21 protein-coding genes are annotated in these 22,297 nt (G+C 69.1%); 8 read left to right on the forward strand and 13 right to left on the reverse strand.

Features of this window, described 5'->3' with window-relative positions:
- Positions 1–125 precede the first annotated feature (125 nt).
- From Q8Q71_RS08095 to Q8Q71_RS08110, 4 genes are all read right to left on the reverse strand, one after another.
- The gene (locus tag Q8Q71_RS08095) at positions 126–1,457 is read right to left on the reverse strand and encodes a trypsin-like peptidase domain-containing protein (RefSeq protein ID WP_305759074.1); all 1,332 of its coding nucleotides are present in this window, start codon (positions 1,455–1,457) and stop codon (positions 126–128) included.
- 26 nt (positions 1,458–1,483) lie between these two features.
- Positions 1,484–2,932 (reverse strand): HAMP domain-containing sensor histidine kinase, encoded by a 1,449-nt coding sequence (locus Q8Q71_RS08100; protein WP_305759075.1) that lies wholly within the window; start codon positions 2,930–2,932, stop codon positions 1,484–1,486.
- Between the two features lie 6 nt (positions 2,933–2,938).
- Complete coding sequence (locus Q8Q71_RS08105) at positions 2,939–3,751, reverse strand: response regulator transcription factor (RefSeq protein WP_305759076.1); 813 nt, start codon at positions 3,749–3,751, stop codon at positions 2,939–2,941.
- Between the two features lie 237 nt (positions 3,752–3,988).
- Complete coding sequence (locus tag Q8Q71_RS08110) at positions 3,989–5,179, reverse strand: acyl-CoA dehydrogenase (RefSeq protein WP_305759077.1); 1,191 nt, start codon at positions 5,177–5,179, stop codon at positions 3,989–3,991.
- 142 nt (positions 5,180–5,321) lie between these two features.
- Between Q8Q71_RS08110 and Q8Q71_RS08115 the strand changes: the two genes are divergently transcribed.
- Together Q8Q71_RS08115 and Q8Q71_RS08120 are read left to right on the forward strand one after the other, a co-directional pair.
- Positions 5,322–5,588 carry a DUF6356 family protein gene (locus Q8Q71_RS08115; RefSeq protein WP_305759078.1) on the forward strand — a complete coding sequence of 89 codons (267 nt, stop codon included), beginning with the start codon at positions 5,322–5,324 and terminating at the stop codon, positions 5,586–5,588.
- Entirely contained in the window at positions 5,570–6,772 is a 1,203-nt protein-coding gene (locus tag Q8Q71_RS08120; RefSeq protein WP_305759079.1) for a CaiB/BaiF CoA-transferase family protein, read from the forward strand. Before Q8Q71_RS08115 ends, Q8Q71_RS08120 begins: the two co-directional genes overlap by 19 nt.
- Positions 6,773–6,940: 168 nt before the next feature.
- Here Q8Q71_RS08120 and Q8Q71_RS08125 read toward each other — a convergent pair whose 3' ends face one another.
- The 9 genes from Q8Q71_RS08125 to Q8Q71_RS08165 form a co-directional block, all read right to left on the reverse strand.
- Entirely contained in the window at positions 6,941–7,177 is a 237-nt protein-coding gene (locus tag Q8Q71_RS08125; RefSeq protein WP_305759080.1) for a hypothetical protein, read from the reverse strand.
- 3 nt (positions 7,178–7,180) lie between these two features.
- Positions 7,181–7,576 (reverse strand): hypothetical protein, encoded by a 396-nt coding sequence (locus Q8Q71_RS08130; protein ID WP_305759081.1) that lies wholly within the window; start codon positions 7,574–7,576, stop codon positions 7,181–7,183.
- Between the two features lie 52 nt (positions 7,577–7,628).
- A complete protein-coding gene (gene odhB, locus Q8Q71_RS08135; RefSeq protein ID WP_305759082.1) occupies positions 7,629–9,185 on the reverse strand; it encodes a 2-oxoglutarate dehydrogenase complex dihydrolipoyllysine-residue succinyltransferase in 1,557 nt (518 codons plus the stop codon).
- A gap of 38 nt (positions 9,186–9,223) precedes the next feature.
- A complete protein-coding gene (locus tag Q8Q71_RS08140; RefSeq protein WP_305759083.1) occupies positions 9,224–12,229 on the reverse strand; it encodes a 2-oxoglutarate dehydrogenase E1 component in 3,006 nt (1,001 codons plus the stop codon).
- Between the two features lie 176 nt (positions 12,230–12,405).
- Positions 12,406–13,068: a hypothetical protein gene (locus Q8Q71_RS08145; RefSeq protein ID WP_305759084.1), complete on the reverse strand. Its 663-nt coding sequence runs from the start codon at positions 13,066–13,068 to the stop codon at positions 12,406–12,408.
- Between the two features lie 66 nt (positions 13,069–13,134).
- A complete protein-coding gene (gene sucD / locus Q8Q71_RS08150; protein ID WP_305759085.1) occupies positions 13,135–14,037 on the reverse strand; it encodes a succinate--CoA ligase subunit alpha in 903 nt (300 codons plus the stop codon).
- Between the two features lie 24 nt (positions 14,038–14,061).
- Positions 14,062–14,583 carry a hypothetical protein gene (locus Q8Q71_RS08155; protein ID WP_305759086.1) on the reverse strand — a complete coding sequence of 174 codons (522 nt, stop codon included), beginning with the start codon at positions 14,581–14,583 and terminating at the stop codon, positions 14,062–14,064.
- The gene (gene sucC, locus Q8Q71_RS08160; protein ID WP_305759087.1) at positions 14,583–15,773 is read right to left on the reverse strand and encodes an ADP-forming succinate--CoA ligase subunit beta; all 1,191 of its coding nucleotides are present in this window, start codon (positions 15,771–15,773) and stop codon (positions 14,583–14,585) included. The genes Q8Q71_RS08155 and sucC overlap by 1 nt, the downstream gene beginning before the upstream one ends.
- A gap of 229 nt (positions 15,774–16,002) precedes the next feature.
- Entirely contained in the window at positions 16,003–16,800 is a 798-nt protein-coding gene (locus tag Q8Q71_RS08165; RefSeq protein WP_305759088.1) for a response regulator, read from the reverse strand.
- 194 nt (positions 16,801–16,994) lie between these two features.
- Here Q8Q71_RS08165 and Q8Q71_RS08170 point away from each other — a divergent pair, with 194 nt between their 5' ends.
- The 6 genes from Q8Q71_RS08170 to Q8Q71_RS08195 all read left to right on the forward strand — a co-directional run bounded on the left by Q8Q71_RS08170 (position 16,995) and on the right by Q8Q71_RS08195 (position 22,233).
- Positions 16,995–17,192 (forward strand): NepR family anti-sigma factor, encoded by a 198-nt coding sequence (locus Q8Q71_RS08170; RefSeq protein WP_305759089.1) that lies wholly within the window; start codon positions 16,995–16,997, stop codon positions 17,190–17,192.
- Positions 17,189–17,800 carry a sigma-70 family RNA polymerase sigma factor gene (locus Q8Q71_RS08175; RefSeq protein ID WP_305759090.1) on the forward strand — a complete coding sequence of 204 codons (612 nt, stop codon included), beginning with the start codon at positions 17,189–17,191 and terminating at the stop codon, positions 17,798–17,800. Before Q8Q71_RS08170 ends, Q8Q71_RS08175 begins: the two co-directional genes overlap by 4 nt.
- Before the next feature lie 4 nt (positions 17,801–17,804).
- Positions 17,805–19,577 (forward strand): sensor histidine kinase, encoded by a 1,773-nt coding sequence (locus Q8Q71_RS08180; RefSeq protein ID WP_305759091.1) that lies wholly within the window; start codon positions 17,805–17,807, stop codon positions 19,575–19,577.
- Positions 19,578–19,617: 40 nt separating this feature from the next.
- Positions 19,618–19,755 carry an entericidin A/B family lipoprotein gene (locus Q8Q71_RS08185; RefSeq protein WP_305759092.1) on the forward strand — a complete coding sequence of 46 codons (138 nt, stop codon included), beginning with the start codon at positions 19,618–19,620 and terminating at the stop codon, positions 19,753–19,755.
- Between the two features lie 207 nt (positions 19,756–19,962).
- A complete protein-coding gene (locus tag Q8Q71_RS08190; RefSeq protein WP_305759093.1) occupies positions 19,963–21,627 on the forward strand; it encodes an MFS transporter in 1,665 nt (554 codons plus the stop codon).
- Positions 21,628–21,798: 171 nt separating this feature from the next.
- Positions 21,799–22,233: a DUF2141 domain-containing protein gene (locus tag Q8Q71_RS08195; protein WP_305759094.1), complete on the forward strand. Its 435-nt coding sequence runs from the start codon at positions 21,799–21,801 to the stop codon at positions 22,231–22,233.
- Positions 22,234–22,297 lie beyond the last annotated feature (64 nt).

Below are 22,297 nucleotides of genomic sequence, written 5' to 3' on the forward strand. Positions count from 1 at the left end.
CCTGGATCACTCCACATGGGCTTCAGCGGGCCGATGCTTCCTCCAAAGCGAGACGCCCGCTCCGCCACCCTCCCCCCTCCGGCAGAGCGGGCGTTTTGCTGTCCGGGGCCCGGCGGGCCTCCGGGTCAGGGCAGGATGATCTCCACCGGTTCCCCGGCCCGGGTCACCGACAGGATTTTCTGACCGGCTCCCTCCAGCGCGGTGGCCAGGGCGTCCAGCCCGGCCACGGCGGAATCGTCGACCAGGGTGATCAGGTCGCCGGCCTGCAATCCCGCCCCGGCGGCCGGCGAACCGCCCTCGACCGAGAAGACCTGCAGGCCGTCCGACGCGGCCCGGACCGCGGCCCCACGCGCCATGACCGCATCCGGACCGGAAATGACCGAACGCTCGCGCGGCGTCTCCACCACCACCGTCGCGCGGCCCTCGCGGCCGTCGCGCAGATAGACCACCTCGACCCGGGTTCCCGGCTCGGCGATGCCGACGGTCGCGGCCACCGTGCCGGCATTGGAGACGGGGCGATTCTGGATCCGCGTCACCACGTCCCCGCGGCTCAGGCCGGCGGCCTCGGCCGACGAGCCGGGCGCGACGTCCTCGACCACGGCGCCACGCACGATGCCGAGGCCGAAATCGCGCGAGCGCGCCGCGTTCAGCGACCCGAAGATGGCGCCCGTGGTTCCGCGTTTGACCTCGCCGGTCTCGCGCAGCTGGGCCGCGACATACATGAGGATGCGGCTGGGCACGGCGAAGGCGATGCCGTCGTTGCCGCCGCCGCCGCCCGACAGGATGGAGGTGTTGATGCCGATCAGACGGCCGCGGCTGTCCAGCAGCGGTCCGCCGGAGTTGCCCGAGTTCACCGCGGCGTCGGTCTGGATATAGTCCTCGATCCGGTCGCCCATGCCCGAACGGCCGAGGCCGGAGATCACCCCCATGGTCAGGGTCTGGTCCAGGCCCAGCGGATAGCCGACGGCGAAGGCGAGATCGCCGGTCCGCAGCGAATCGGAATTGACCACCTCGATCTGGGACAGGCCGAGGCTGGCCACCGATGGCGCCTCGATCCTGAGCACGGCCAGATCGGTGGCCTTGTCGGTCCCGATCAGAACGGCGTCGAAGATGCGGCCGTCCGTCAGGTCGACGGTGAATTTCCGCCCCCCCTCGACCACGTGATTGTTGGTGACGACGATCCCCTCCCGGGCGTCGATGATGGCGCCCGAGCCGCTGGACATCGGACGCGGCTCATTGTCGCCCGAACTGGGTCCCTCGGACTGGCCCAGGGTGGTGACCTGCACCACGGCGGGCAGGGCCTGCTCCAGTCCGGTGGCGAAGGTGAAGACGCCGCGCCGGGCGTCGAACGGCACGGGCGACTGCTGCGCGGCCGCCGGCGTGGTCGTCGCCAGCAGCGGGACCGCGACGACAAGCGCCAGCAAGGCAAGACCGCCGGTCCGGTTGGTGGAACGCATCGCCAATCCCCTGTTGTTCGCAGACCCTAGCGCGAGAAACGCGCCGTGACGACAGCCCCCGGCCCGGCGTCATCAATCGTCATGGACGCCCCGTGCCGCTTGAGGATGGCGCGCACGAACGCCAGCCCCATCCCGTGACTCTCGCGGCCGTTGTCGGCGGCGCTGGAAACGGCGCGCGCCAGGTCGTCCAGCACGGCCGGGTCCATGCCGGGGCCCTGGTCGGCGACGGCCAGGACCGGCAGACCGTCCTCGAGCCGCACGCCGAGCGTGACCGTCCCGCCGTCCGGCGAGAATTTGACCGCATTGTCCACCAGATTGGTCACGGCCCTCTGCAGCAGGGAGCGAACGCCCAGCACCGGCACCGGCGAGGTTTCGACCCGGAGAACGACCCCGCGCTCCTCGGCCAACGGCTGGTAGAGGTCGGCCGCCGCCGCCGCCAGCCGATCCAGCCGGACCGTCTCGAACACCCAGGCCTCGCCGTCGCGCAGCGCCATGGCCTCGTTCATGGCGCGGGTCAGGCCGGTCAGGTCGGCGCGGGCCTCGGCCGCCAGGGCGCGGGCCTCGGGCGTGACGCTGGCCTCCTTGAGCCGGTCCAGGCGGGCCGAAGCCCGCGCCAGCGGAGTGCGGAAATCGTGGGCCAGCTGGTCGGCGGAATCCCGCAGCCAGCTGAGCAGTTCCTCCAGCCGGTCGAGGGTCAGGTTCACCTGGCCGGTCAGTTCGGTGAGCTCCGGAGCGACCGCGGTCTCGGGGGCCCGCACCGAGAAATCGCCCACCGAGGCCCGGTCCAGCGCCCGGCTGACCTGGGCGACGGCGCTGGTCAGGCGGCGGCGGGCGAAGGTGGCCGCCGCCAGGCCGAACACCAGCAGCAGAACCCCGGCGGCGGCCACCGCCGCGACGGCCCAGCCCCAGGCTGCGCCCGACCGGTCGACCACCCGGCCCACCGCGATGTCGAGCGCGCCGACCGACTGGCGCACCACCACCACTTCGACGGCGCGGGAGCGGCATAGCACGCCCCGCTCAAGCTGGACCACATAGACCCCGTCGCCGAGCCGCGGCGCACGCTCTCCCCGGACAGTTTCCAGCTCCGCCAGACCCGCCGGCTTGCCCACCGGAGCGCGAATGAACCGCACCCCCGCGCCTCCGCGGCCCGTGCTGCAGGTCTCCTCGAGGCTGCCGGCCTCGCGGGTCGGGCCGGCCTGGAAGGCGCTCAGCCAGCCGGACAGATAGGCGGCGTCGGCCTCGGTGATGCTGGAGGCGGCGAGGCTGGATTCCTCGCCCAGCTTGCCGACCATGGTGCTGTAGTCGTTGAGCGCGGCGAGCGCCGCCTTCTCTCGCTGGTCCATTCGCACCGCGGCGCTGGTGACCACCAGCGAGCCGATCAGGGCGGCGGCGGCCATGACGGCGATGCCGGCGGCCAGCTGGGTCGAGGTCCGGCGCCCCAGCCAGACGCCCAGGCCGAACAGGCGGAACGCCACGGCCGCTCAGCCCGTCCAGGCGGACAGGTCCCGAAACACCAGACTCTGGCTGCGGGCCGAGACGATCAGCGGATGCAGGTCCTCGCCCAGTTCGGGCGCCTGCTCCTTGAGCCGGCGACGCAGGGCGCTGATGCGGGCGTCTATGATGTTGACGAAATTGTCGGGCAGGAACCGCCATTCGACCCAGCAGCGGTCCCACAGCATGGTCTTGGTCACCGGCTGGCCGCGCGCGGTCATCAGTTCGCAGACGATGGCGAACTCCAGCGGCGACAGGTCGATCAGGCGCGAACCGCCCTCGACCTCGAACTTCAGCGTGCGGGCGCCGAAGGCCAGCCGGAAGGGCCCGTTGACCAGGTCGCCGCCGGCCGGGGCGGCATGGCGGGCGGCGCGGCGCAGCTGGGCGGCGATGCGAGCCAGCAATTCCTCGTCGCCGACCGGCTTGGCCAGATAGTCGTCCGCCCCGCCCAGCAGGCCCTCGACCTTCTGGCGCTCGCCCCCCAGGGCGGTCAGCATCAGGGCCGGGGCGTCGGCGCAGGGCCCGCCGCCCGCCCGGACGCGCTTCAGCGTCTCCAGCCCGTCCAGCCCCTTGGTCAGGCGGTCGAGGATCAGGACATCAAAGGGGCTGGCCGCGGCGGCGATCGCGGCCTCGCCGCTGTCGACCCGCTCCACGGCCCCGAATCCCGCGTCCAGCAGCCGCCCGGCGACGTGATCGGACAGGGCCGGATCATCCTCCAGCAACAGGGCGCGGCGGCCGGCGAACACCGCGCGCAGCTGGGCGAAGGGATCGTCGCCGTCGATGCCTGCCGTTTCCCCGTCCATGGTCACTCCCCCCGGGCCGACGATACGGCGTTGAAGCGGAATGACAATGCTCAACGGACCGCGTTCGCGCAGACTAAGCGTCGCGCGGGGTCCCGGGGCTGATTGTTCCTGATCGGGCATTCCAGCGGGCCGCGGTCGTCGGCCCTTCGGGACCTCCCGACCAGACGCGGCCTGGCGCTTCGCGCATGCCTGGCGCTCAAGCAGCGAGCGACCGCGTCGCGAGCGTTAGCGCCCCGCCTAAAAGGCGCTCTCGCCCGTGATCGCCCGGCCCAGGATCAGGGCGTGGACATCGTGGGCGCCCTCATAGGTATTGACCGTCTCCAGGTTCATGGCGTGGCGCATGACGTGCATCTCGCCGGTGATGCCGGCGCCGCCGTGCATGTCGCGGGCCTCGCGGGCGATGGCCAAGGCCTTGCCGCAGTTGTTGCGCTTCATCATCGAGATGGCCTCGGGAACCCAGGCCCCCTGGTCCAGCAACCGGCCCAGGGCCAGGGCGCCCTCGAAACCGAGGAAGATTTCGGTCTGCATGTCGGCCAGCTTCTTCTGCACCAGCTGGCGCGAGGACAGCGGGCGGCCGAACAGCATGCGCTCGCCGACATAGTCGCGGGTCAGGTGGAAACAGGCCTCGGCCGCGCCCATCGCCCCCCAGGCGATGCCGTAGCGGGCCTTGTTGAGGCAGGAGAAGGGACCGCGCAGGCCCTTCACGCCCGGAAGCAGGTTCTCCTCCGGCACGAAGACGTCGTTCAGGCCGATGTCGCCGGTGATCGAGGCCCGCAGGCTCAGCTTGTCGCCGATCTTGTCGGTGGTGAAGCCTTCCATGCCCCGCTCGACGATGAAGCCGCGGATCACGTCGTCCAGCCTGGCCCAGACCACGGCCAGGTCGCTGATCGGCGAGTTGGTGATCCAGTATTTGGCGCCGTTCAGCCTGTAGCCGCCGTCGACCTTGACCGCCTTCGTCTTCATCGAGGCGGGGTCGGAACCACCGTCGGCCTCGGTCAGGCCGAAGCAGCCGACCAGTTCGCCGGCGGCCATGCGGGGCAGGAAGCGCATCTTCTGCTCTTCCGAGCCGAAGGCGTAGATGGGGTACATGGCCAGGGACGACTGCACGCTCATGGCCGAGCGGTAGCCGCTGTCGACGGCCTCGATCTCGCGCGCGATCAGGCCGTAGGCGACATGGCTGACCGAGGAGCCGCCGTACTGTTCCGGCAGCATGGCGCCGAGGAAGCCCATCTCGCCCAGCTCGGTCATGATGGCGCGGTCGAAAGTCTCGTCGCGGAAGGCCTCGACGACCCGGGGCAGAAGCTTCTCGCGGGCGTAGGACCGCGCCGCGTCCTGGATCATCCGTTCGTCGTCGGTCAGCCGGCCCGAAAGGTCCAGCGGGTCGTCCCAGCGAAAGGTCTTGTGCGAAGCGGGGGCGCCGTCGGCCATGAGGTCGTCTTTCCTGAGCGTGGCGGGGACTCGCGGCGGAATCGTCGCGCGATCCCGGCATCCCCCCTGTTCTGGCGCGCGGTTTAGGCCAAAATGCACCGGTCGGGTAGAGGGACGGCCCGACGCAGGCTAGACTGTCAGCATGAGCCGCACCTTCCATCGCCTGTTCGTCGAACACCCGCGCGAGGTCGACGAAAGCTATCTCCACCATATGGCCGCCTCGTCGCGGTTCGGCTTCCGCCTGCTCAAGCTGGCGGCCTGCGCCTTCGCGCATGCGCTGGTCCCCGGCGTGCACAAGGCCACGGTCTCGAAAGAGGTCTGCTGCATGGCCGAGGAAGTCGGGGGCCGCGCCCGCGAGGCCCGCGAGTGCCGGATGCGGAACGCAGGCGTGTGGGACCCGGGGCTCTGAAGGGCCCGCTCTCCGGCGTTCGCGTCCTCGACCTCAGCCGCGTGCTCGCCGGGCCGTGGGCGACGCAGACGCTGGCCGATCTCGGGGCCGAGGTGATCAAGATCGAGCGGCCCGGGGTCGGCGACGACACCCGCGCCTGGGGCCCGCCCTTCACCACGAAGGCCGACGGTTCGAAGGGCGACGCGGCCTATTTCCTGTGCGCCAACCGGGGCAAGAAATCGGTCGAGCTGGATCTGGCCACGCCCGAAGGCGCAGAGATCGTCCGTCAACTGAGCAAGACCTGCGACGTGGTGGTCGAGAATTTCAGGACCGGCGGGCTGAAGAAATACGGCCTCGACCACGCGGCCCTGTCGGCCGTCAATCCGAAGCTGGTCTATTGCTCGATCACCGGCTTCGGCCAGGACGGGCCCGACGCCCGACGCGCCGGCTACGACTATATGATCCAGGCCATGGGCGGGCTGATGTCGATCACCGGCCAGCCCGACGGCGCGGCCGGGGCCGAGCCGATGAAGGTCGGCGTCGCGGTGGTGGACCTGTTCACCGGCCTCTACGCCTCGAACGCCATCCTCGCCGCCCTGCTTCACGCGCGGGCGACGGGGCAGGGCCAGCACATCGACATCGCCCTGTTCGACGTCCAGGCGGCCATGCTGGCCAACCAGGCGACCAATTTCTTCGTCTCCAGCAAGGCCCCTACCCGGATGGGCAACGCCCACCCCAACCTCGCGCCCTATCAGCCCTTTCCGTGCACGGACGGCATGGTGGTCATCGCGGTCGGCAACGACGGCCAGTTCCGGGCCCTTGCCGGAGCGCTGGGGGCGGACGGCATGGGCGCCGACCCCCGCTTCCTGACCAACGCGCTGCGCATCGAGCACCGGGCGGCCCTGACGGCCGAGCTGTCGGCCCTGACGGCGGGGCTGAGCATGCACGGGCTGATGGCGGCGCTGGACGCCGCAGGCGTCCCGTGCGGCCCGGTCAACACCATCGATCAGGTGTTCGACGAGCCCCAGGCGAAGCATCGCGGGCTGGAGGTGACCCAGGATCGCCCCGACCTGTCGGCGCCGGTGCGCACCGTCGCCTCGCCGATCCGGATGTCCCTGACGCCCGTGGCCTACGACCGGCCCCCGCCCGCGCTGGGAGCGGACACGGACGCCGTCCTCGGCTCCATCTCCGGGGCGCGGTCCTAGCCGCCGAGCGCCGTCATCAGGCATCCGGCGACCGGGAAGACCACGAACGCCAGGACGATGACGACGGCGCCCGCCTTCTTCGCTTGGCCGAGCACCCCGCTGATTTCGTCCTCCCTGAGATCGCCGACCTTGCCGGGAACGGCCTCGATCTTCCAGTCGCCGGTTTCGTCATCCGTCGGATCGATGAACTCGTCCTTGCGAGCGCGGGCGATGATCTCCCGCGCTGACGATCTGGCGATCCGGGGCGACGACGCGGACGCCGCCGATGGCGATCAGGAGATCCGGGTTGATGGTCGCCACGTCCCGGTCGGGCAGGAAGGCCTCTATGCCATGACGTCGGAGGAGGGCGACGGCCAGTTCCCCTTCGGGGATCGTCGAAAAGCGGGCGACCTCGAACTGGCTCATGCCTCAGCGTAACACGCCGGACTGGCACCACCAGAGCACGGCCAGGGTCGGGCCGGTGTAGGCGACGAAGGCGTTGATCGTGCTGCGTCTGAGAGCGGTCAGTTCGGGGCCTTCGGGCCGAAGCCAGCGTTGCGCCCAGAGCAGGTAGCCGGCCTGGACGATCCAGCAGGCGACGAAGGCCGGAACGGCCCACCGGCTCAGAAACGCCAGGGTCAGGCCGGACAGCAGGGTCAGGGCGGCGATGACGGCGAGCATAACGTCGGCCGCCTTCTCGGCCGGCGACGTCCCCATGAAGGCGCCGAACACCCGCTCGAGCCGCCAGTTCATGATGGCCTGCCGGACGGTGATCACACCGGCGAGGATGTAGAAGGCCCCGACGAGGCGCGCGATCCAGTCCATGGCGCGATCCTGGACCGGATCGCGCGCCCTGACGCCTGACAGGACCTGTCGGCTACAGGTCCAGCAACGCTCGCGCCGGGTCTTCCAGCAGCTCCTTGACCCGCACGAGGAAGGTCACCGCCTCCTTGCCGTCGACGATGCGGTGATCGTAGCTGAGGGCCAGGTACATCATCGGCCGGATCAGCACCTGTCCGTCCACCGCCATCGGGCGCTGGACGATGTTGTGCATGCCCAGGATGCCCGACTGCGGCGCGTTCAGGATCGGCGTCGACATCAGCGAGCCGTAGGTGCCGCCGTTGGTGATGGTGAAGGTGCCGCCCTGCAGCTGATCAAGGGTCAGGTCGCCGTCGCGGGCCGCCTTGCCGAGGGCCGCGATCCCCTTCTCGATACCCGCCAGTGACAGCTGGTCGGCGTCGCGCAGCACCGGCACGACGAGACCCTTTTCGGTGCCGACGGCGACGCCGATGTCGTAGTGATTCTTGTAGATGATGTCCGTGCCGTCGATCTCGGCGTTGACGGCCGGGATCTCCTTCAGGGCCGCGACGATGGCCTTGGTGAAGAAGGACATGAAGCCCAGCTTCACGCCGTGGCGCTTCTCGAACGCCTCCTTGTACTGGGCGCGCAGGGCCATGACGTTGGTCATGTCCACCTCGTTAAAGGTGGTCAGCTGGGCGGCCGTGTTCTGCGATTCCTTCAGGCGGCGCGCGATGGTCTGGCGCAGGCGGGTCATCCTGACCCGCTCCTCGCGCGGCTGGTCGGCGCGCGGCGCGGCGGGCGCCGCCGGTGCCGCGGCGGGCGCCGGGGCCGTCGCGCCGATGGCGGCGATGGCGTCGGCCTTGGTGATGTGGCCCTTGGGTCCGGTGGCGGCGATGGCCTTGGGATCGAGGTTGTTCTCGGTCACCACGCGCTGGACGGCGGGCGACAGGTGCGGCTCCTCGCCCGGCTTGATCTGGGCCGAGCCGGCGTTGGCCGAGGCGGGCGCGGCGGCGGCCGGAGCGGGGCTGGCGCCCTCGCCCGAGGCGGCGATGCTGCCGATCTGCTGGCCCGGCGCGACGGTCGAACCGGCCTCGGCGTCGATGGTCAGCACGCCGGCGGCCGGGGCGGACACCTCGACGGCGACCTTGTCAGTCTCGATCTCGACCAGCATTTCGTCCTTGGCCACGGTGTCGCCGGCCTTCTTCAACCAGGTCCCCATGGTGCCCTCGGCGACGCTCTCGCCCATGGTCGGCGTCATGATCGGGACGGCGCCGGCCGAGGCGGCGGCGGGGGCAGGGGTGGCGGGAGCGGGCTCAGCGGCCGGAGCGGCCTCGGCCTTCGGCGCGGGCGCGGCCTTCGCTTCAGCCTTCGGGGCCTCGGCGGCCGGAGCGGCCGCAGCGCCTTGGCTGACCACGCCCAGCACGGCGCCCGGGGTCACGGTCTCGCCGTCGGGCGCCTTGATCTCGGACAGGATGCCGTCGGCGGGCGAGACCACTTCCAGGGACACCTTGTCGGTCTCCAGCTCGACCAGGACCTCGTCCTTCTTCACGGCGTCGCCGGCCTTCTTCGTCCACTTGCCGATGGTGGCTTCGGTGACGGATTCACCGAGGGCGGGGGTGAGGATGTCGGCCATGGTCGGTTCCAGGTCTCGTTCAGATCAGTTGAAGGCGTTCAGGCGAAGGCGTCGGTCAGGAAGGCGTCGAGTTCTTTCAGGTGCCGGCTCATCAGGCCCGCGGCGGTCGAAGCCGAGGCCGGGCGACCGACGTAACGGGCGCGCTTCGCCTTCACGTCCAGCTTCTCGAGCGTCAGCTCGATCCACGGGTCGACGAAGGTCCAGCCGCCCATGTTCTTCGGTTCTTCCTGGCACCAGACCAGTTCGGCGTTGGGGAAGCGGGCCAGTTCGGTCATCAGCGACTTCATCGGCCACGGATAGAACTGCTCCAGCCGCATCAGATAGACGTCGTCGATCTGGTCGCGCTCGCGCCGGTCCAGCAGGTCGTAATAGACCTTGCCCGAGCACAGGACGACACGGCGGATGTCCTTGTCCGTCCTGATCCCGATGCCAGAGACCTCGGGGCGGGTCTGGGCGTCGTCGTGCAGCACGCGGTGGAAGCTTGATCCCTCGGCCATGTCCGCCAGGGTCGAGACGGCCTTCTTGTGCCGCAGCAGCGACTTGGGCGTCATGATGATCAGCGGCTTGCGGAACGGCCGGTGCATCTGGCGACGCAGGATGTGGAAATAGTTGGCGGGGGTGGTGCAGTTGGCGACCTGGATATTGTCCTCGGCGCACTGCTGCAGGAAGCGTTCGAGACGGGCCGAGGAATGCTCGGGTCCCTGTCCCTCGTAGCCGTGCGGCAGCAGCATGGTCAGGCCGCACATGCGCAGCCATTTCCGCTCCCCCGAGGTGATGAACTGATCGATCACCACCTGGGCGCCGTTCACGAAGTCGCCGAACTGGGCCTCCCACATCACCAGGGTGTTGGGGTCGGTCAGGGCGTAGCCGTATTCGAAGCCCAGCACCGCCTCTTCCGACAGGGCGGAATCGATCACCTCGAACTCGGCCTGGCCCTCGCCCAGATTGTTGAGCGGGACGTAACGCGCCTCGGTGGTCTGGTCGACGATGCCCGAGTGGCGCTGGCTGAAGGTGCCGCGCACCGAGTCCTGGCCCGACAGGCGGACCGGGAAACCCTCGTCCAGCAGCGAGGCGAAGGCCAGGCTCTCGGCCGTGGCCCAGTCGATGTTCTCGCCCGTCGTGATCATCTCGCGCCGGCCGTCCATGACGCGCTTCAGCGTCTTGTGCATGTCGACGTCGTTCGGGATGGTGGTCAGGCGGTGGCCGAGATCGGTCAGCTTCGCCGCCGGGACCGAGGTCTCGCCGCGGCGCTCATCGCCCTCGGGCAGGCCGATGCCCTGCCACTGGCCGTCCATCCAGTCGGCCTTGTGGGCCTCGAAGGTCTTGCCGGCCTCGAACTCGGCGTCGAGGAAGGCCTCGAACCGCGCCACCTCCGCGTCCACGGCGGCCTGGTCGATCACCCCCTCGGCGATCAGCCGTTCGGCGTAGATCTCGCGCGTCGACTTCAGGGCGCGAATCTTCGAATACATCAGCGGCTGGGTGAAAGTCGGGTCGTCGCCCTCGTTGTGGCCGAAGCGGCGGTAGCAGAACATGTCCACCACCACGTCCTTGTGGAATTTCTGGCGGAACTCGGTCGCCACCTTGGCGGCGAAGACCACCGCTTCCGGGTCGTCGCCGTTGACGTGGAAGATCGGCGCCTGGACCATCAGCGCAACATCCGAGGGATAGGGCGAGGAGCGGCTGTTGCGCGGGCTGGTGGTGAAACCGATCTGGTTGTTGACGACGAAATGCATCGTCCCGCCGGTGCGGTAGCCCTTCAGTCCCATCAGGGCGAAGCATTCGGCCACCACGCCCTGGCCGGCGAAGGCCGCGTCGCCGTGGATCAGCAGGGGCATGACCTTGGAGCGGTCCAGCGCCTTCTCCTCGGCGGCGGCGTCAGCCTCGGCGCGCGCCTCCCGGATATCGAACGCCTGTTTCGCGCGGGCCTTGCCCAGCACCACCGGGTTGACGATCTCGAGGTGCGACGGGTTCGCGGTCAGGGACAGGTGGACGGAGTTGCCGTCGAACGACCGGTCCGAGCTGGCGCCCATGTGGTATTTGACGTCGCCCGATCCCTCGATGTCCGAAGGCACGGTCGAACCGCCCTGGAACTCGTGGAAGATGGCGCGGTAGGGCTTGCCCATCACCGCAGCCAGGGTGTTCAGCCGGCCGCGGTGGGCCATGCCGAAGACCACCTCGTCGACGCCCAGGGCGCCGCCGCGCTTGATGATCTGCTCCAGCGCGGGGACCATGGCCTCGCCGCCGTCCAGGCCGAACCGCTTGGTGCCCGGGAAACGTTTGTGCAGGAAGCGTTCGAAGCCCTCGGCCTCGATCAGCTTGTTCAGGATGGCCAGCTTGCCCTCGCGGGTGAAGCCGTTGCGGGCGAAGGTGTCCGGCCCCTCGAAGCGCGCCTGCAGCCAGTTCTTCTCGTCCGGCTCGGCGATGTGCATGAACTGGATGCCCAGCGTGCCGCAATAGGTGCGCTTGAGCAGGGCCATGACCTCGCGGATCGTGCCCGTCTGCAGGCCCAGCACGCCGTCCAGGAAGATGGGGCGGTCGAGATCGGCCTCGCCGAAGCCGTAGAATTCCGGGGTCAGTTCGGGGTTGCTGGTCGGCTGCTCGATGCCCAGCGGATCGAGGTTGGCCTGCAGATGGCCGCGTACGCGATAGCTGCGGATCAGCATCAGGGCCCGGATCGAATCGTGGGCGGCGGCGCGCACGGCCTCGGCCGAAACGGCGGCGACCGGGGCGGGCGCGGCGGCCGGAGTCGGGGCGCCGGGCTTTTTCGGGTCGGGTTTGGGCGCGGGCCAACGGCCGTCGAAAACGCCGGTCGATTCGCTCGGCTCGGTCGTGACCGGACGGCCCCAGGACCCGGCGGCGCCCGACGCCTTCACGCTCTCCGCATTGTCGCGCAGCTGATCGAAGAAGGCGCGCCACTCGTCGGAAACCGACGCCGGATCGGTCGCCCAACGACCATGCAGGTCCTCGATGAACGAGGCGTTCGAGCCATACAGGAAGCTGGTCTCGGCAAAGACCTGGTTCAGCCGACCGGCATCGTCCGCCATTGTTCTCGTCGCGTCCCTTGGGCGGCGCGCGCACCCCTGCGCGAAACCGGCGCCGCTGATATAGGCGCTGTTTCCTTATGGGTCATGACCGAATGGGGGCGAAAAGGTCGAAAATCGGCGAAATTCCGGGAAATTCGACAGTTTGATGCCCCACCACCGGGACATCGAGGAGCCTCCTATTCGGCCTCCGCTGGCTCCTCGGGAAGGGCGGAGCTCATGGTGATCGACAGGCCGGCGAAGCCCGGGGCGATGCCCATTCCGCCTCCTTCGTGGACAAAACCCATATGCACCTCTCCGGTGCCTGGCATCATGTGATGGACGTTCCAGGTGCCGCCGCTGATCTGCCCCGGCGCGTCGATGAACTGCACCGGCCCGGCCCCCACCCAGGCGTTCATGACAGCATTATCGATGGGGCCGGTCGCTTCGAAATCCCAGAGGCCGCAGCCCAGTGTGTCCCACGAAAGGGCTCGCTCCCACGACTGGATGACCCCGTCGCCGTCACTGTCCTCCGTGTCGCCGATCATGGCGTGGACGCGGTTGAGCACAAGGTGAAGCCGCAGGCCGTCACGGGTCCGGCCCCAGACGCTGAAGTCGAGCGTCATCTCAAGTTCCGGATCGTCGACTTCTGCTCGTGCGCGCGCCATGGCGGCGGCCAGTCGCGGATGGTCGTCGTCGGCTACCTGCTCCCAGCCGTCGGCGGCTAGCGCCTCGGTCGCCTTGGCCATATCCTGACGATGGGGCACGCATGCCGCCTTGAACGCCTCCAGCCGCGGGTCGGTCGGCGGCGGCGGGAGGTCCGCCCCGGCCGCCAGCGCCAGTACCGAAATCCATCCGATCATCGATGCGCCCTCCTAAGGTTCGCATCATCCTGACCAGAGGAGCCCGGGCCGTCCCCTGTCGATACCTTACCCCTTGAGCACTTCGACCAGGGTCGCCCCCAGACGCGCCGGCGAATCCGACACGCGGATGCCCGCGGCCTGCATGGCGGCGATCTTGGATTCCGCGTCGCCCTTGCCGCCGCTGACGACCGCGCCGGCGTGGCCCATGGTCCGGCCCTTGGGGGCGGTGCGGCCGGCGATGAAGCCGACCATCGGCTTGGAGCGGCCCTTCTTCGCCTCGTCGATCAGGAACTGGGCCGCGTCCTCCTCGGCCCCGCCGCCGATCTCGCCGATCATGACGATCGACTGCGTCTCGGGGTCGGCCAGGAACAGCTCCAGCACGTCGATGAATTCGGTGCCCTTGACCGGGTCGCCGCCGATGCCGACGGCCGTGGTCTGGCCCAGGCCCTCGTTGGTGGTCTGGAACACCGCCTCATAGGTCAGGGTGCCCGAGCGCGAGACTATGCCGACATTGCCCTTCTTGAAGATCGAGCCCGGCATGATGCCGATCTTGCACTCTTCCGGGGTCAGGATGCCGGGGCAGTTGGGGCCCAGCAGGCGCGACTTGGAGCGGTCCAGCCGCGCCTTGACCCGCACCATGTCCAGCACCGGAATGCCCTCGGTGATGCAGGTGATGAACGGCACCTCGGCCTCGATGGCCTCGAGGATGGCGTCCGCGGCGCCCGCCGGCGGGACATAGATGACCGAGGCGTCGGCGCCGGTGGCTTCCTTCGCCTCGGCGACCGAGGCGTAGATCGGCAGGCTCTCGCCCTCCGACCCGTGCCAGATCTCGCCGCCCTTCCTGGGGTGGACGCCCCCGACCATCTGCGTGCCGTAGTAGCGCAGCGCCTGTTCGGTGTGGAAGGTGCCGGTCTTGCCGGTCAGGCCCTGGACGATGACCTTGGTGTTCTTGTCGACGAGGATGGACATTTTAAGCGGTTCCGAAGGCGAGATCTATTGGGCGCTGATGGTCGACGGACGCGTGAAACGTACGGTCAAGCCCGAGCGGTACAGGTCGTAGGACAATGAAAGTCGAGCAGAGCTGTCGGTTGACCACGCCCGCGCCTCAAGCGAATTCGGCCTCTCGACCGCTGGCGCTGGACTCATCTCGAGCTCCAGGGCGAGGGCTTCAAGGGCGGATCGCCAGTCGACATCTGGCTCAGTGGCGGCCACTCCGCAGGACGTCGCGTGCGAGGAATCGGTGCCTCCGGTTTCCCCTGACATCCAGAACTGCATGCCGGTCGCCTTCATCCCATACATGGTCTCCCACGTTTGAGAGTCCTGCGGCTCGCCGGCCCTGACGATGCGTAAAAGCCGTTCTCCACCGCGCTCCGCAGCCAGTCGATCGAAAGGCTCCCGACGCATCTCGGTCACCAGGCAGAGTTCGCGGAGCAGATCGACCTGCGTCTGAGCCAGACTCGGCCCAGCGAACGTCGCGCAGCCCGCGACCATCAGAACCAGGAGCGACGGCTTCATCACCCGACCGCCGCGACGATCTTCTGCGCCGCGTCATCCAGATCGTCCGCCGCCGTGATGGCCAGGCCCGATTCATTGAGGATGCGCTTGCCCTCGGCGACATTGGTGCCTTCCAGCCGCACGACCAGCGGCACCTTCAGGCCCACTTCCTTGACCGCCGCCACCACGCCCTCGGCGATGACGTCGCAGCGCATGATGCCGCCGAAGATGTTGACGAGAATGCCCTGCACAGCCGGGTCGGCGGTGATGATCTTGAAGGCCGCCGCGACCTTTTCCTTGGACGCGCCGCCGCCGACGTCGCAGAAATTGGCCGGCTCCTTGCCGTACAGCTTGATGATGTCCATCGTCGCCATGGCCAGGCCGGCGCCGTTGACCATGCAGCCGATGTTGCCGTCCAGCGCCACATAGGCGAGGTCCCATTCCGAGGCCTCGATCTCCTTGGCGTCTTCCTCGGTCTCGTCACGCAGCGCCTTCATGTCCTCGTGCCGGAACAGGGCGTTGCCGTCGAAGCTGACCTTGGCGTCCAGCACCCGCAGATGGCCGTCCTTCATGACGATCAGGGGGTTGACCTCCAGCATCGACATGTCGGTGTCGACGAAGGCCTTGTAGAGGATCGGGAACAGGGTCTTGCCGTCCTCGGCCGCCGCGCCGTCCAGCTTGAAGGCGGCGTTGATCTTCGCCACGTCGGCGGCGGTGACGCCGGCTTCCGGGTCGATGACGATGGTCTGGATCTTCCCGGGCGTGTCATGGGCGACCGCCTCGATGTCCATGCCGCCCTCGGTCGAGACGACGAAGGCGATGCGGCCGTACTGGCGGTCGACCAGGAGCGAGCAGTACAGTTCGCGGTCGATGTCGGCGCCGTCCTCGATATAGAGGCGGTTGACCTGCTTCCCGGCAGGACCGGTCTGGGCGGTGACGAGCGTATTGCCCAGCATCTCGCGGGCGTTCTTGACCACATCCTCGATCGAGAAGGCCAGGCGGACGCCGCCCTTGGCGTCGGGGCCCAGTTCCTTGAACTTGCCCTTGCCGCGCCCGCCGGCGTGGATCTGCGACTTCACGACGTACAGGGGCCCGGGCAGTTGCTTCGCCGCCGCTTCGGCCTGATCGGCCGAGGTGATGGCCACGCCCGCCGCGACCGGTGCGCCGAAGCCCTTCAGGACCTGCTTGGCCTGATACTCGTGAATGTTCATGGATGCCGCCGAACCGCTGGGAGGAGTTGCGGCGCTTATAGGCGGCGCGCCTTCGCACGCGCAACCGTGGACGCCCCTTGCTCCGGAAACGGGCGGATCGCGGTCTCCCCATCGAGGTCCCGCGGGTCCGCACGAACCGGAACCATGGCCTCGGCGCCTCGCGTCCCGACGGGATATCCCGGGGCTTCGCCCCGGTCCCGGGACCGGGGCTATTCCGGGGAGGAAGGGCTTACGCCGCCGCCTTCTGACGCGACGGATGGAAGAACAGGGCCTGGCTGATCGCCGCCTTCACCGTCTCTGGCTGGAAGGGCTTGGTGATCAGGAAGGTCGGTTCGGGCCGTTCGCCCGTGAGCAGCCGTTCGGGGAAGGCGGTGATGAAGATCACCGGAACATCGATCCGCTTGAGGATGTCCTTGACCGCGTCGATCCCGGACGAGCCGTCGGCCAGCTGGATGTCGGCCAGCACCAGGCCGGGGCGATGGCGGGCGACCGCATCGACGGCCTCGTCATGGGTGATGGCGGTGCCGGTGACGCGGTGCCCCAGTTCCTTGACCAGGCTTTCGATGTCGGCCGCGATGATGGCCTCGTCCTCGATGATCAGGACGTCGGTGGCCAGTTCCGCGTCGATGTCGGACTGGGCTTCCGAGATCAGCCGTTCCACGTCATGGGCGTCGGCGTCGAGAATCTGGGCGGCCTCCGAAGGAGTGAACCCCTCGAGCGCGGTGAGGAGGAAGGCTTGGCGGGAGCGCGGCGCGATCCGCATCAGGCGGCGCGAGGCGTCGTCGCCCCGCCCTTCCAGGCCGCTCTTGTCCTCGAGCTGGGCGCCCGTGGTGGTCCAGATGGCGTGGAAGACATGGTAGAGCGCCACGCGCGGCGTCATGTCGGCCGGCAGTTGGCGTTCGCCCGCGGCCAGCGCCTCCAGCGCCACCCGGACATAGTTGTCGCCCGTCATCTGATCGCCGGTCAGCGCCCGGGCGTAACGGCGGACGTAGGGAAGATGCGGCGCAAGGCGGGCCAGCAGGCTCATGTACTAAAATCCCCGACATTAATGAGGGTCCGACCATGGAACCTCAGCAGTTCGGGTCAACGTATCAAATCGGCCACGGTTCCCGTCCCGCGCCCAAGCTTGAGCATTAATCGTTCGTCACCTAGGAACCGCCCTCGCGGGCCGGCGTTCCGGCACTCGCAACAACTATCGTCAGGGTGGCGGCCGTTTTCTCTATGACAGACAATTCCAATCCTCCCGGCAAGCCGCCCAAGGGCGGCGCAGGCCTGGAGGAAGCGCGACTTCGCCAGCAGGCCATCGGCGTCAAGCTGCGCCACATGTTCGACGAGGTCGTGAACGAGCCGGTGCCGGACGAGTTTCTCGATATCCTGCGCCGCGCCGACGACCGGGCCTCCGGCGAGGGCGGCTCATGAGCGGAACCTCCAGTCCGCCGCCGAAACCGCCCTCAGCCGACGACGACGCCTTCAAGCGGGAGCTCGTCACGCTGATTCCACATCTGCGGGCTTTCGCGCGCACCCTCACCGGCGATCCCACGGCGGCGGACGATCTCGCCCAGGACGCCATGATGAAGGCGTGGGACGCGCGGGCCAGCTACCAGATGGGCACCAACATGAAGGCCTGGACCTTCATGATCCTGCGCAATCAATTTTACTCGGAAAAGCGCCGCTCGTGGCGCCAGTCGCAGCTGGACCAGGAGGCCGCCGAACGCACCCTGGTGGCGGTCGACGACCCGGAATCGCCGGTGGCGCTCGACGAGCTTCGGCTGGCCCTGGCCACCCTGCCGGAAGAGCAGCGCGAGGCCCTGATCCTGGTCGGCGCCGGCGGCTTCGCCTACGAGGAGGCGGCCGAAATCTGCCAATGCGCCGTGGGTACGGTGAAGAGCCGTGTGTCGCGGGCGCGCAAGGCCCTGCAGGCCACGCTGGAAAAGGGTGGATACGCCCGCGACGGTCGCGCCGCGGGCGACGCCATGCGATCGATCCTGGCCGCCGCGGACCGCCTGAGCAGCGTCCGGCAAGGCTGAGGCCGTGGTCCGGCTTGGCCGAGCGCTCGGACGCGGTCTGGCTCCGCCGAAGTTTCAGGGAATCCGGTTCCGACTGGGCCTGTGGCTGGCCGCCGCCCTGTTGCCCGTCCTGGTCCTCGGCGCCTTCCAGACCCAGTCGGCCTTCCGCGCCCAGGATCTTGAGCGGCGCTCCGACCTGCAGCTCGCCGCGGAACGGGCCGCCGCCAGCGCCAAGGCCCGCCTGGACAGCACCGGGGTGTTGCTGCAGGCGCTGCGGCCCGAGGCGCTGGAGGTGTTCTGCGAGCCGCGCCTGACCGACCTTGTCGAACGGCTGGACGATCTGGACGGTCTGGCCCGATTGACAGCCACGGGTCAGCCCGATTGCGCCTCGGCGAGTCTGGTCGCCGCGCGGCCGGCCTGGATGGAACAGGCCCGCGCCACGCCGTGGTTCGAGCGGCTTCGCGCGGGTGAGAGTACGGTGCTGGCGCGCGCGCCCGCCACCGGGGGGCGGCCGCCTGGCCTGATCGTCGCCATCCGGCTGGAACGGCCGATGGGCCGATTCGACGGGGCCATGGCGGCCCTGATCCCGCTGTCGAGCCTGCAGCCCGATGTCGAGGACCCCGCCTTGCCGGAGGCCTCCGAGGCGGCGCTGACCGACGCCGAAGGCCGGCTTCTCACCGCCACCGACAGCGCTGCCTTCACCCTGACGGGGGGCGTCAGCCTGACCGGTTGGGTCGAAAGGGCGCGATCGGACGCCTCCGGCATCTTCGAAGCCGAGAACGCCGCCGGCCGCCGGCGGGTCTATGCCGGCGCGGCCCTGGCCGGCCGCGACGTCTACGCCCTGCTATCGGCGCCGGCGCCCGGCCTGCTGTCCTGGGCGCGGCTGAACCCGGTCGGCGCCCTGTTCATGCCGCTGCTGACCTGGCTCATCGCCTTCTCGGCGGTGATGCTGGTCAGCGAGCGGATCGTCATCCGCTGGCTGGGCTATCTGGAGCGGGTCGCGGCCATCTATGCGAGAGGGCGGTTCTCGGTTCGGCCCGTGCAGGCCATTAACGCCCCCGCCGAGATTCGCGTTCTGGCGCGCACCCTGGACGAACTGGCCGAATCCATCGCCGCCCGCGACGCGGCCCTGACGGCCTCGCTGGCCGAGAAGGACGCGCTGATGCGCGAGATTCACCACCGGGTGAAGAACAATCTGCAGATCATCTCGTCGCTGCTGTCGATGCAGCAGCGCGCCCTGACCGATCCGAAATCCAAGGCGGCCGTGGGCGACACGCGCCAGCGCATCTCGGCGCTCGCCCTGATCTACCGCACCCTCTACCAAAGCGACGACCTGCGCTTCGCCGACGCCCGGATCTTCCTGACCGAACTGGTCGGCCAACTGGTCGCCAGCGAGTCCGGGCGGGGTCAGCTGGTCACCTCGTCGGTCGAGGCCGATTCCCTCGTGGTCGATCCGGACAAGCTGGCCCCCCTGGCCCTGTGGCTGGTCGAAGCGGTCACCAACGCCCAGAAGCACGCCTTCGCCGGACGCGGCGGCGATCTGAAAGTGCGTTTCTCGGTGCGGGGCGACACCAGCGTGCTGGAGGTGCAGGATGACGGGCCGGGCGTCAGCGAGACCCTCCGCGCCGGCGTCGGCCGCACCCTGATGGGCGCCTTCGCCAAACAGTTGCGCGGCGAGGTGGAAATGGTTCCGGCGGAGGGTGGCGGGACGATCGCCCGGATGACCTTCGCCACGCCCGAGGCCGTGGCCCCGACGGACCCGGCTGATCTTGGAACCCCGGCCGGTCCGCGACGTTGATACCCGTGAGGCGCTCCCCCGACCTCGAGGAGTTCGACCCATGCGTAAACTGTTTGTCCTGTTCGCCGCCGCCGCCGCCCTGACGACCGCCGCCTGCAATACCGTTTCGGGCGTGGGCCGTGACGCATCCGCCGCCGGCGACGCTGTCACCGAGGCTGCCGAAGACGCCAAGACCTGAGGTTTCCCTGTTCCCGGCCGCGCTTCCCCCCCGACATGCGGTCCGGTTGAAGAAGGCCCGCCGGCATCCCCCCGCCGGCGGGCCTTCGCTATTTCGGGACCTCCACGCCCCGGGATCGCGTCGGCTATTTGCGCCGGGGCCGGGCCCGTCTAGCATTCCCCGGACAGGCGCCCGCAGAGGCGCCGGGACACGCGGGGAGGCGGTCGAATGACGGATGCGGCGGACGCGAAGGCGGGCCCGGGCCTGAAGACGGTGGTGATCGCCTCGGCGGCCGGCACGGCGTTTGAATGGTACGACTTCTTCGTCTTCGGATCGCTGACCACCATCATCGCCCGGCATTTCTTCGCCGACGCCGGCGAGACCGTCGCCTACATCATGGCACTGCTGACCTTCGGTCTCGGCTTCGTGGTCCGGCCGCTGGGGGCCCTGGTGTTCGGCTGGTTCGGCGACCGGACCGGACGCAAGACCACCTTCCTTGTCACCATCACCCTGATGGGTCTGGCGACCGTGGCGATCGGTCTGCTGCCCGACTACGGCCAGATCGGTCTCGCGGCCCCGATCCTGCTGCTGATCATGCGGATGCTGCAGGGCTTCGCCCTGGGCGGGGAGTACGGCGGGGCGGCCATCTATGTGGCCGAGCATTCGCCGCCGAAGAAGCGCGGCCTGCTGACCGGCTGGATCCAGACCACGGCCGCCTTCGGTCTGATCGGGGCGCTGGCGGTGATCCTGGTCACGCGGGGGATCGTCGGCATCGAGGCCTTCGACGAATGGGGCTGGCGCATCCCCTTCCTGCTGTCGGCCCTGCTGCTGGCCGTATCGCTGTGGATTCGGCTGAGACTCAACGAGAGCCCGGCCTATCAGCGCATGGAGGCCGAGGCGTCCGATACCGATCACCGCGCGCCTTACAAGGAGGCCTTCTTCCAGTGGGACAACGGCCGGTTCGTGCTGATCGCCCTGTTCGGCATCATGATCGCCCAGGGGGCGGTCTGGTACTGCGGCTATTTCTACACCCGGTTCTTCATGGAGCGGGTGCTGAAGGTCGACACCAACACCGTCGACCAGCTGGTCCTGGCGGTGACGGTGGCCTCGGCGGGGCTGTACGTCTTCTTCGGCTGGCTGTCGGACCGGCTGGGGCGCAAGCCGGTGATGCTGTTCGGCATGATCCTGGCGCTGGTCGCCTTCTTCCCGGGTTTCCATGCCTTGACCCGCGCCGCCAATCCGGCCCTGGCCGAGGCCCAGGCCGCCGCGCCCGTGACCGTGGTCGCCGATCCCGCCACCTGCGCCCTGCAGTTCGATCCGATCGGCAAGGCGGCCTTCGCCAGCTCCTGCGACATCGCCAAAAGCGTGCTGTCGAACGCGGGGGTCTCCTATGACAACGTCGAGGCGATCGCCGGCTCGGTGGCCAGCGTCCGCATCGGCTCGACGGAGGTGGTCTCGGTCGAGGGCGCCGGCCTGTCGCCCGTTGACCTGAAGGCTGCGCGGGCCGGGGTTGAGACGCGGATCAAGGCGGTCCTGGTGGAGGCCGGCTATCCGGCGAAGGCCGATCCGGCGCGGATCAACATGCCCCTGGTCTTCGCCATCCTGATGATCTTCATGGTCGCGGCGACGGCCCTGTACGGACCCCAGGCGGCGGCCCTGGTCGAGCTGTTTCCGACGCGGGTGCGCTACACCGCCATGAGTCTGCCCTACAACATCGGCACCGGCTGGGTCGGCGGCTTGCTGCCGGCCGCCAGTTTCGCCTTGGTGGCCTGGTCGGGGAACATCTATTTCGGCCTCTGGTATGCCGTGGCCTTCACCGCCGTGGCCGCCGTCGTCGCCCTGATCTGGCTGCCCGAAACCCGGGCCCGGGATCTGCACACGATCGGAACCTGAGCGACGGTCGTTCGCGGGCGGTCATCCACGCTTCGCGAACGAACAGGCGCCGCCGTTCGCGAACGGCGCGCGCCCGAACCCGCAAACGACGTGGCGGGGCGCCGGGCAGCGCTCCACGGTCGGTCCATCGAAACGGCCCGGTCGTCGGGCCTCGCACGAAGGACACGTCTCATGATCCGCCTCGCCTCCGCCGCCGTCGCCCTGCTGCTCACCGCCGCCCCCGCCTTGGCCCAGTCGGCCGACGATTCCAGGATCGTCCTGACCTTCGAGACCGGCGCCCGCACCGGCATGGTCATGATCGCCCTGTACGACTCCGCCGGCGCCTTCGACGGCTCGGGCGCCGGCGACGGGGCGGTCGCCCGCACCGCCATCTCCGCTTCGGGCCGCGTCGTCGCCGCCTTCGATAACCTGCCCGCCGGCGACTATGCGGTGAAGGCGTTCCACGACGTCAACGGCGACGGTGAGATGAACACCAATCCGTTCGGCATGCCGACCGAACCCTATGCCTTCTCGAACAACGCCGTCGGCAACATGGGCCCCGCCCGCTGGGACCGCGCCCATTTCGCCGTCTCGGGCGAGACCGCCCAGACCATCAACATCCGATAAGCAGCCTGCCGCCGGCCGCGCGTTCCCGCCTGAGGGGGGAATGACGTGGCTCGCTGCTTGAGAC

Source organism: Brevundimonas sp., assembly GCF_030704825.1.
Taxonomy (GTDB): Bacteria; Pseudomonadota; Alphaproteobacteria; order Caulobacterales; family Caulobacteraceae; genus Brevundimonas.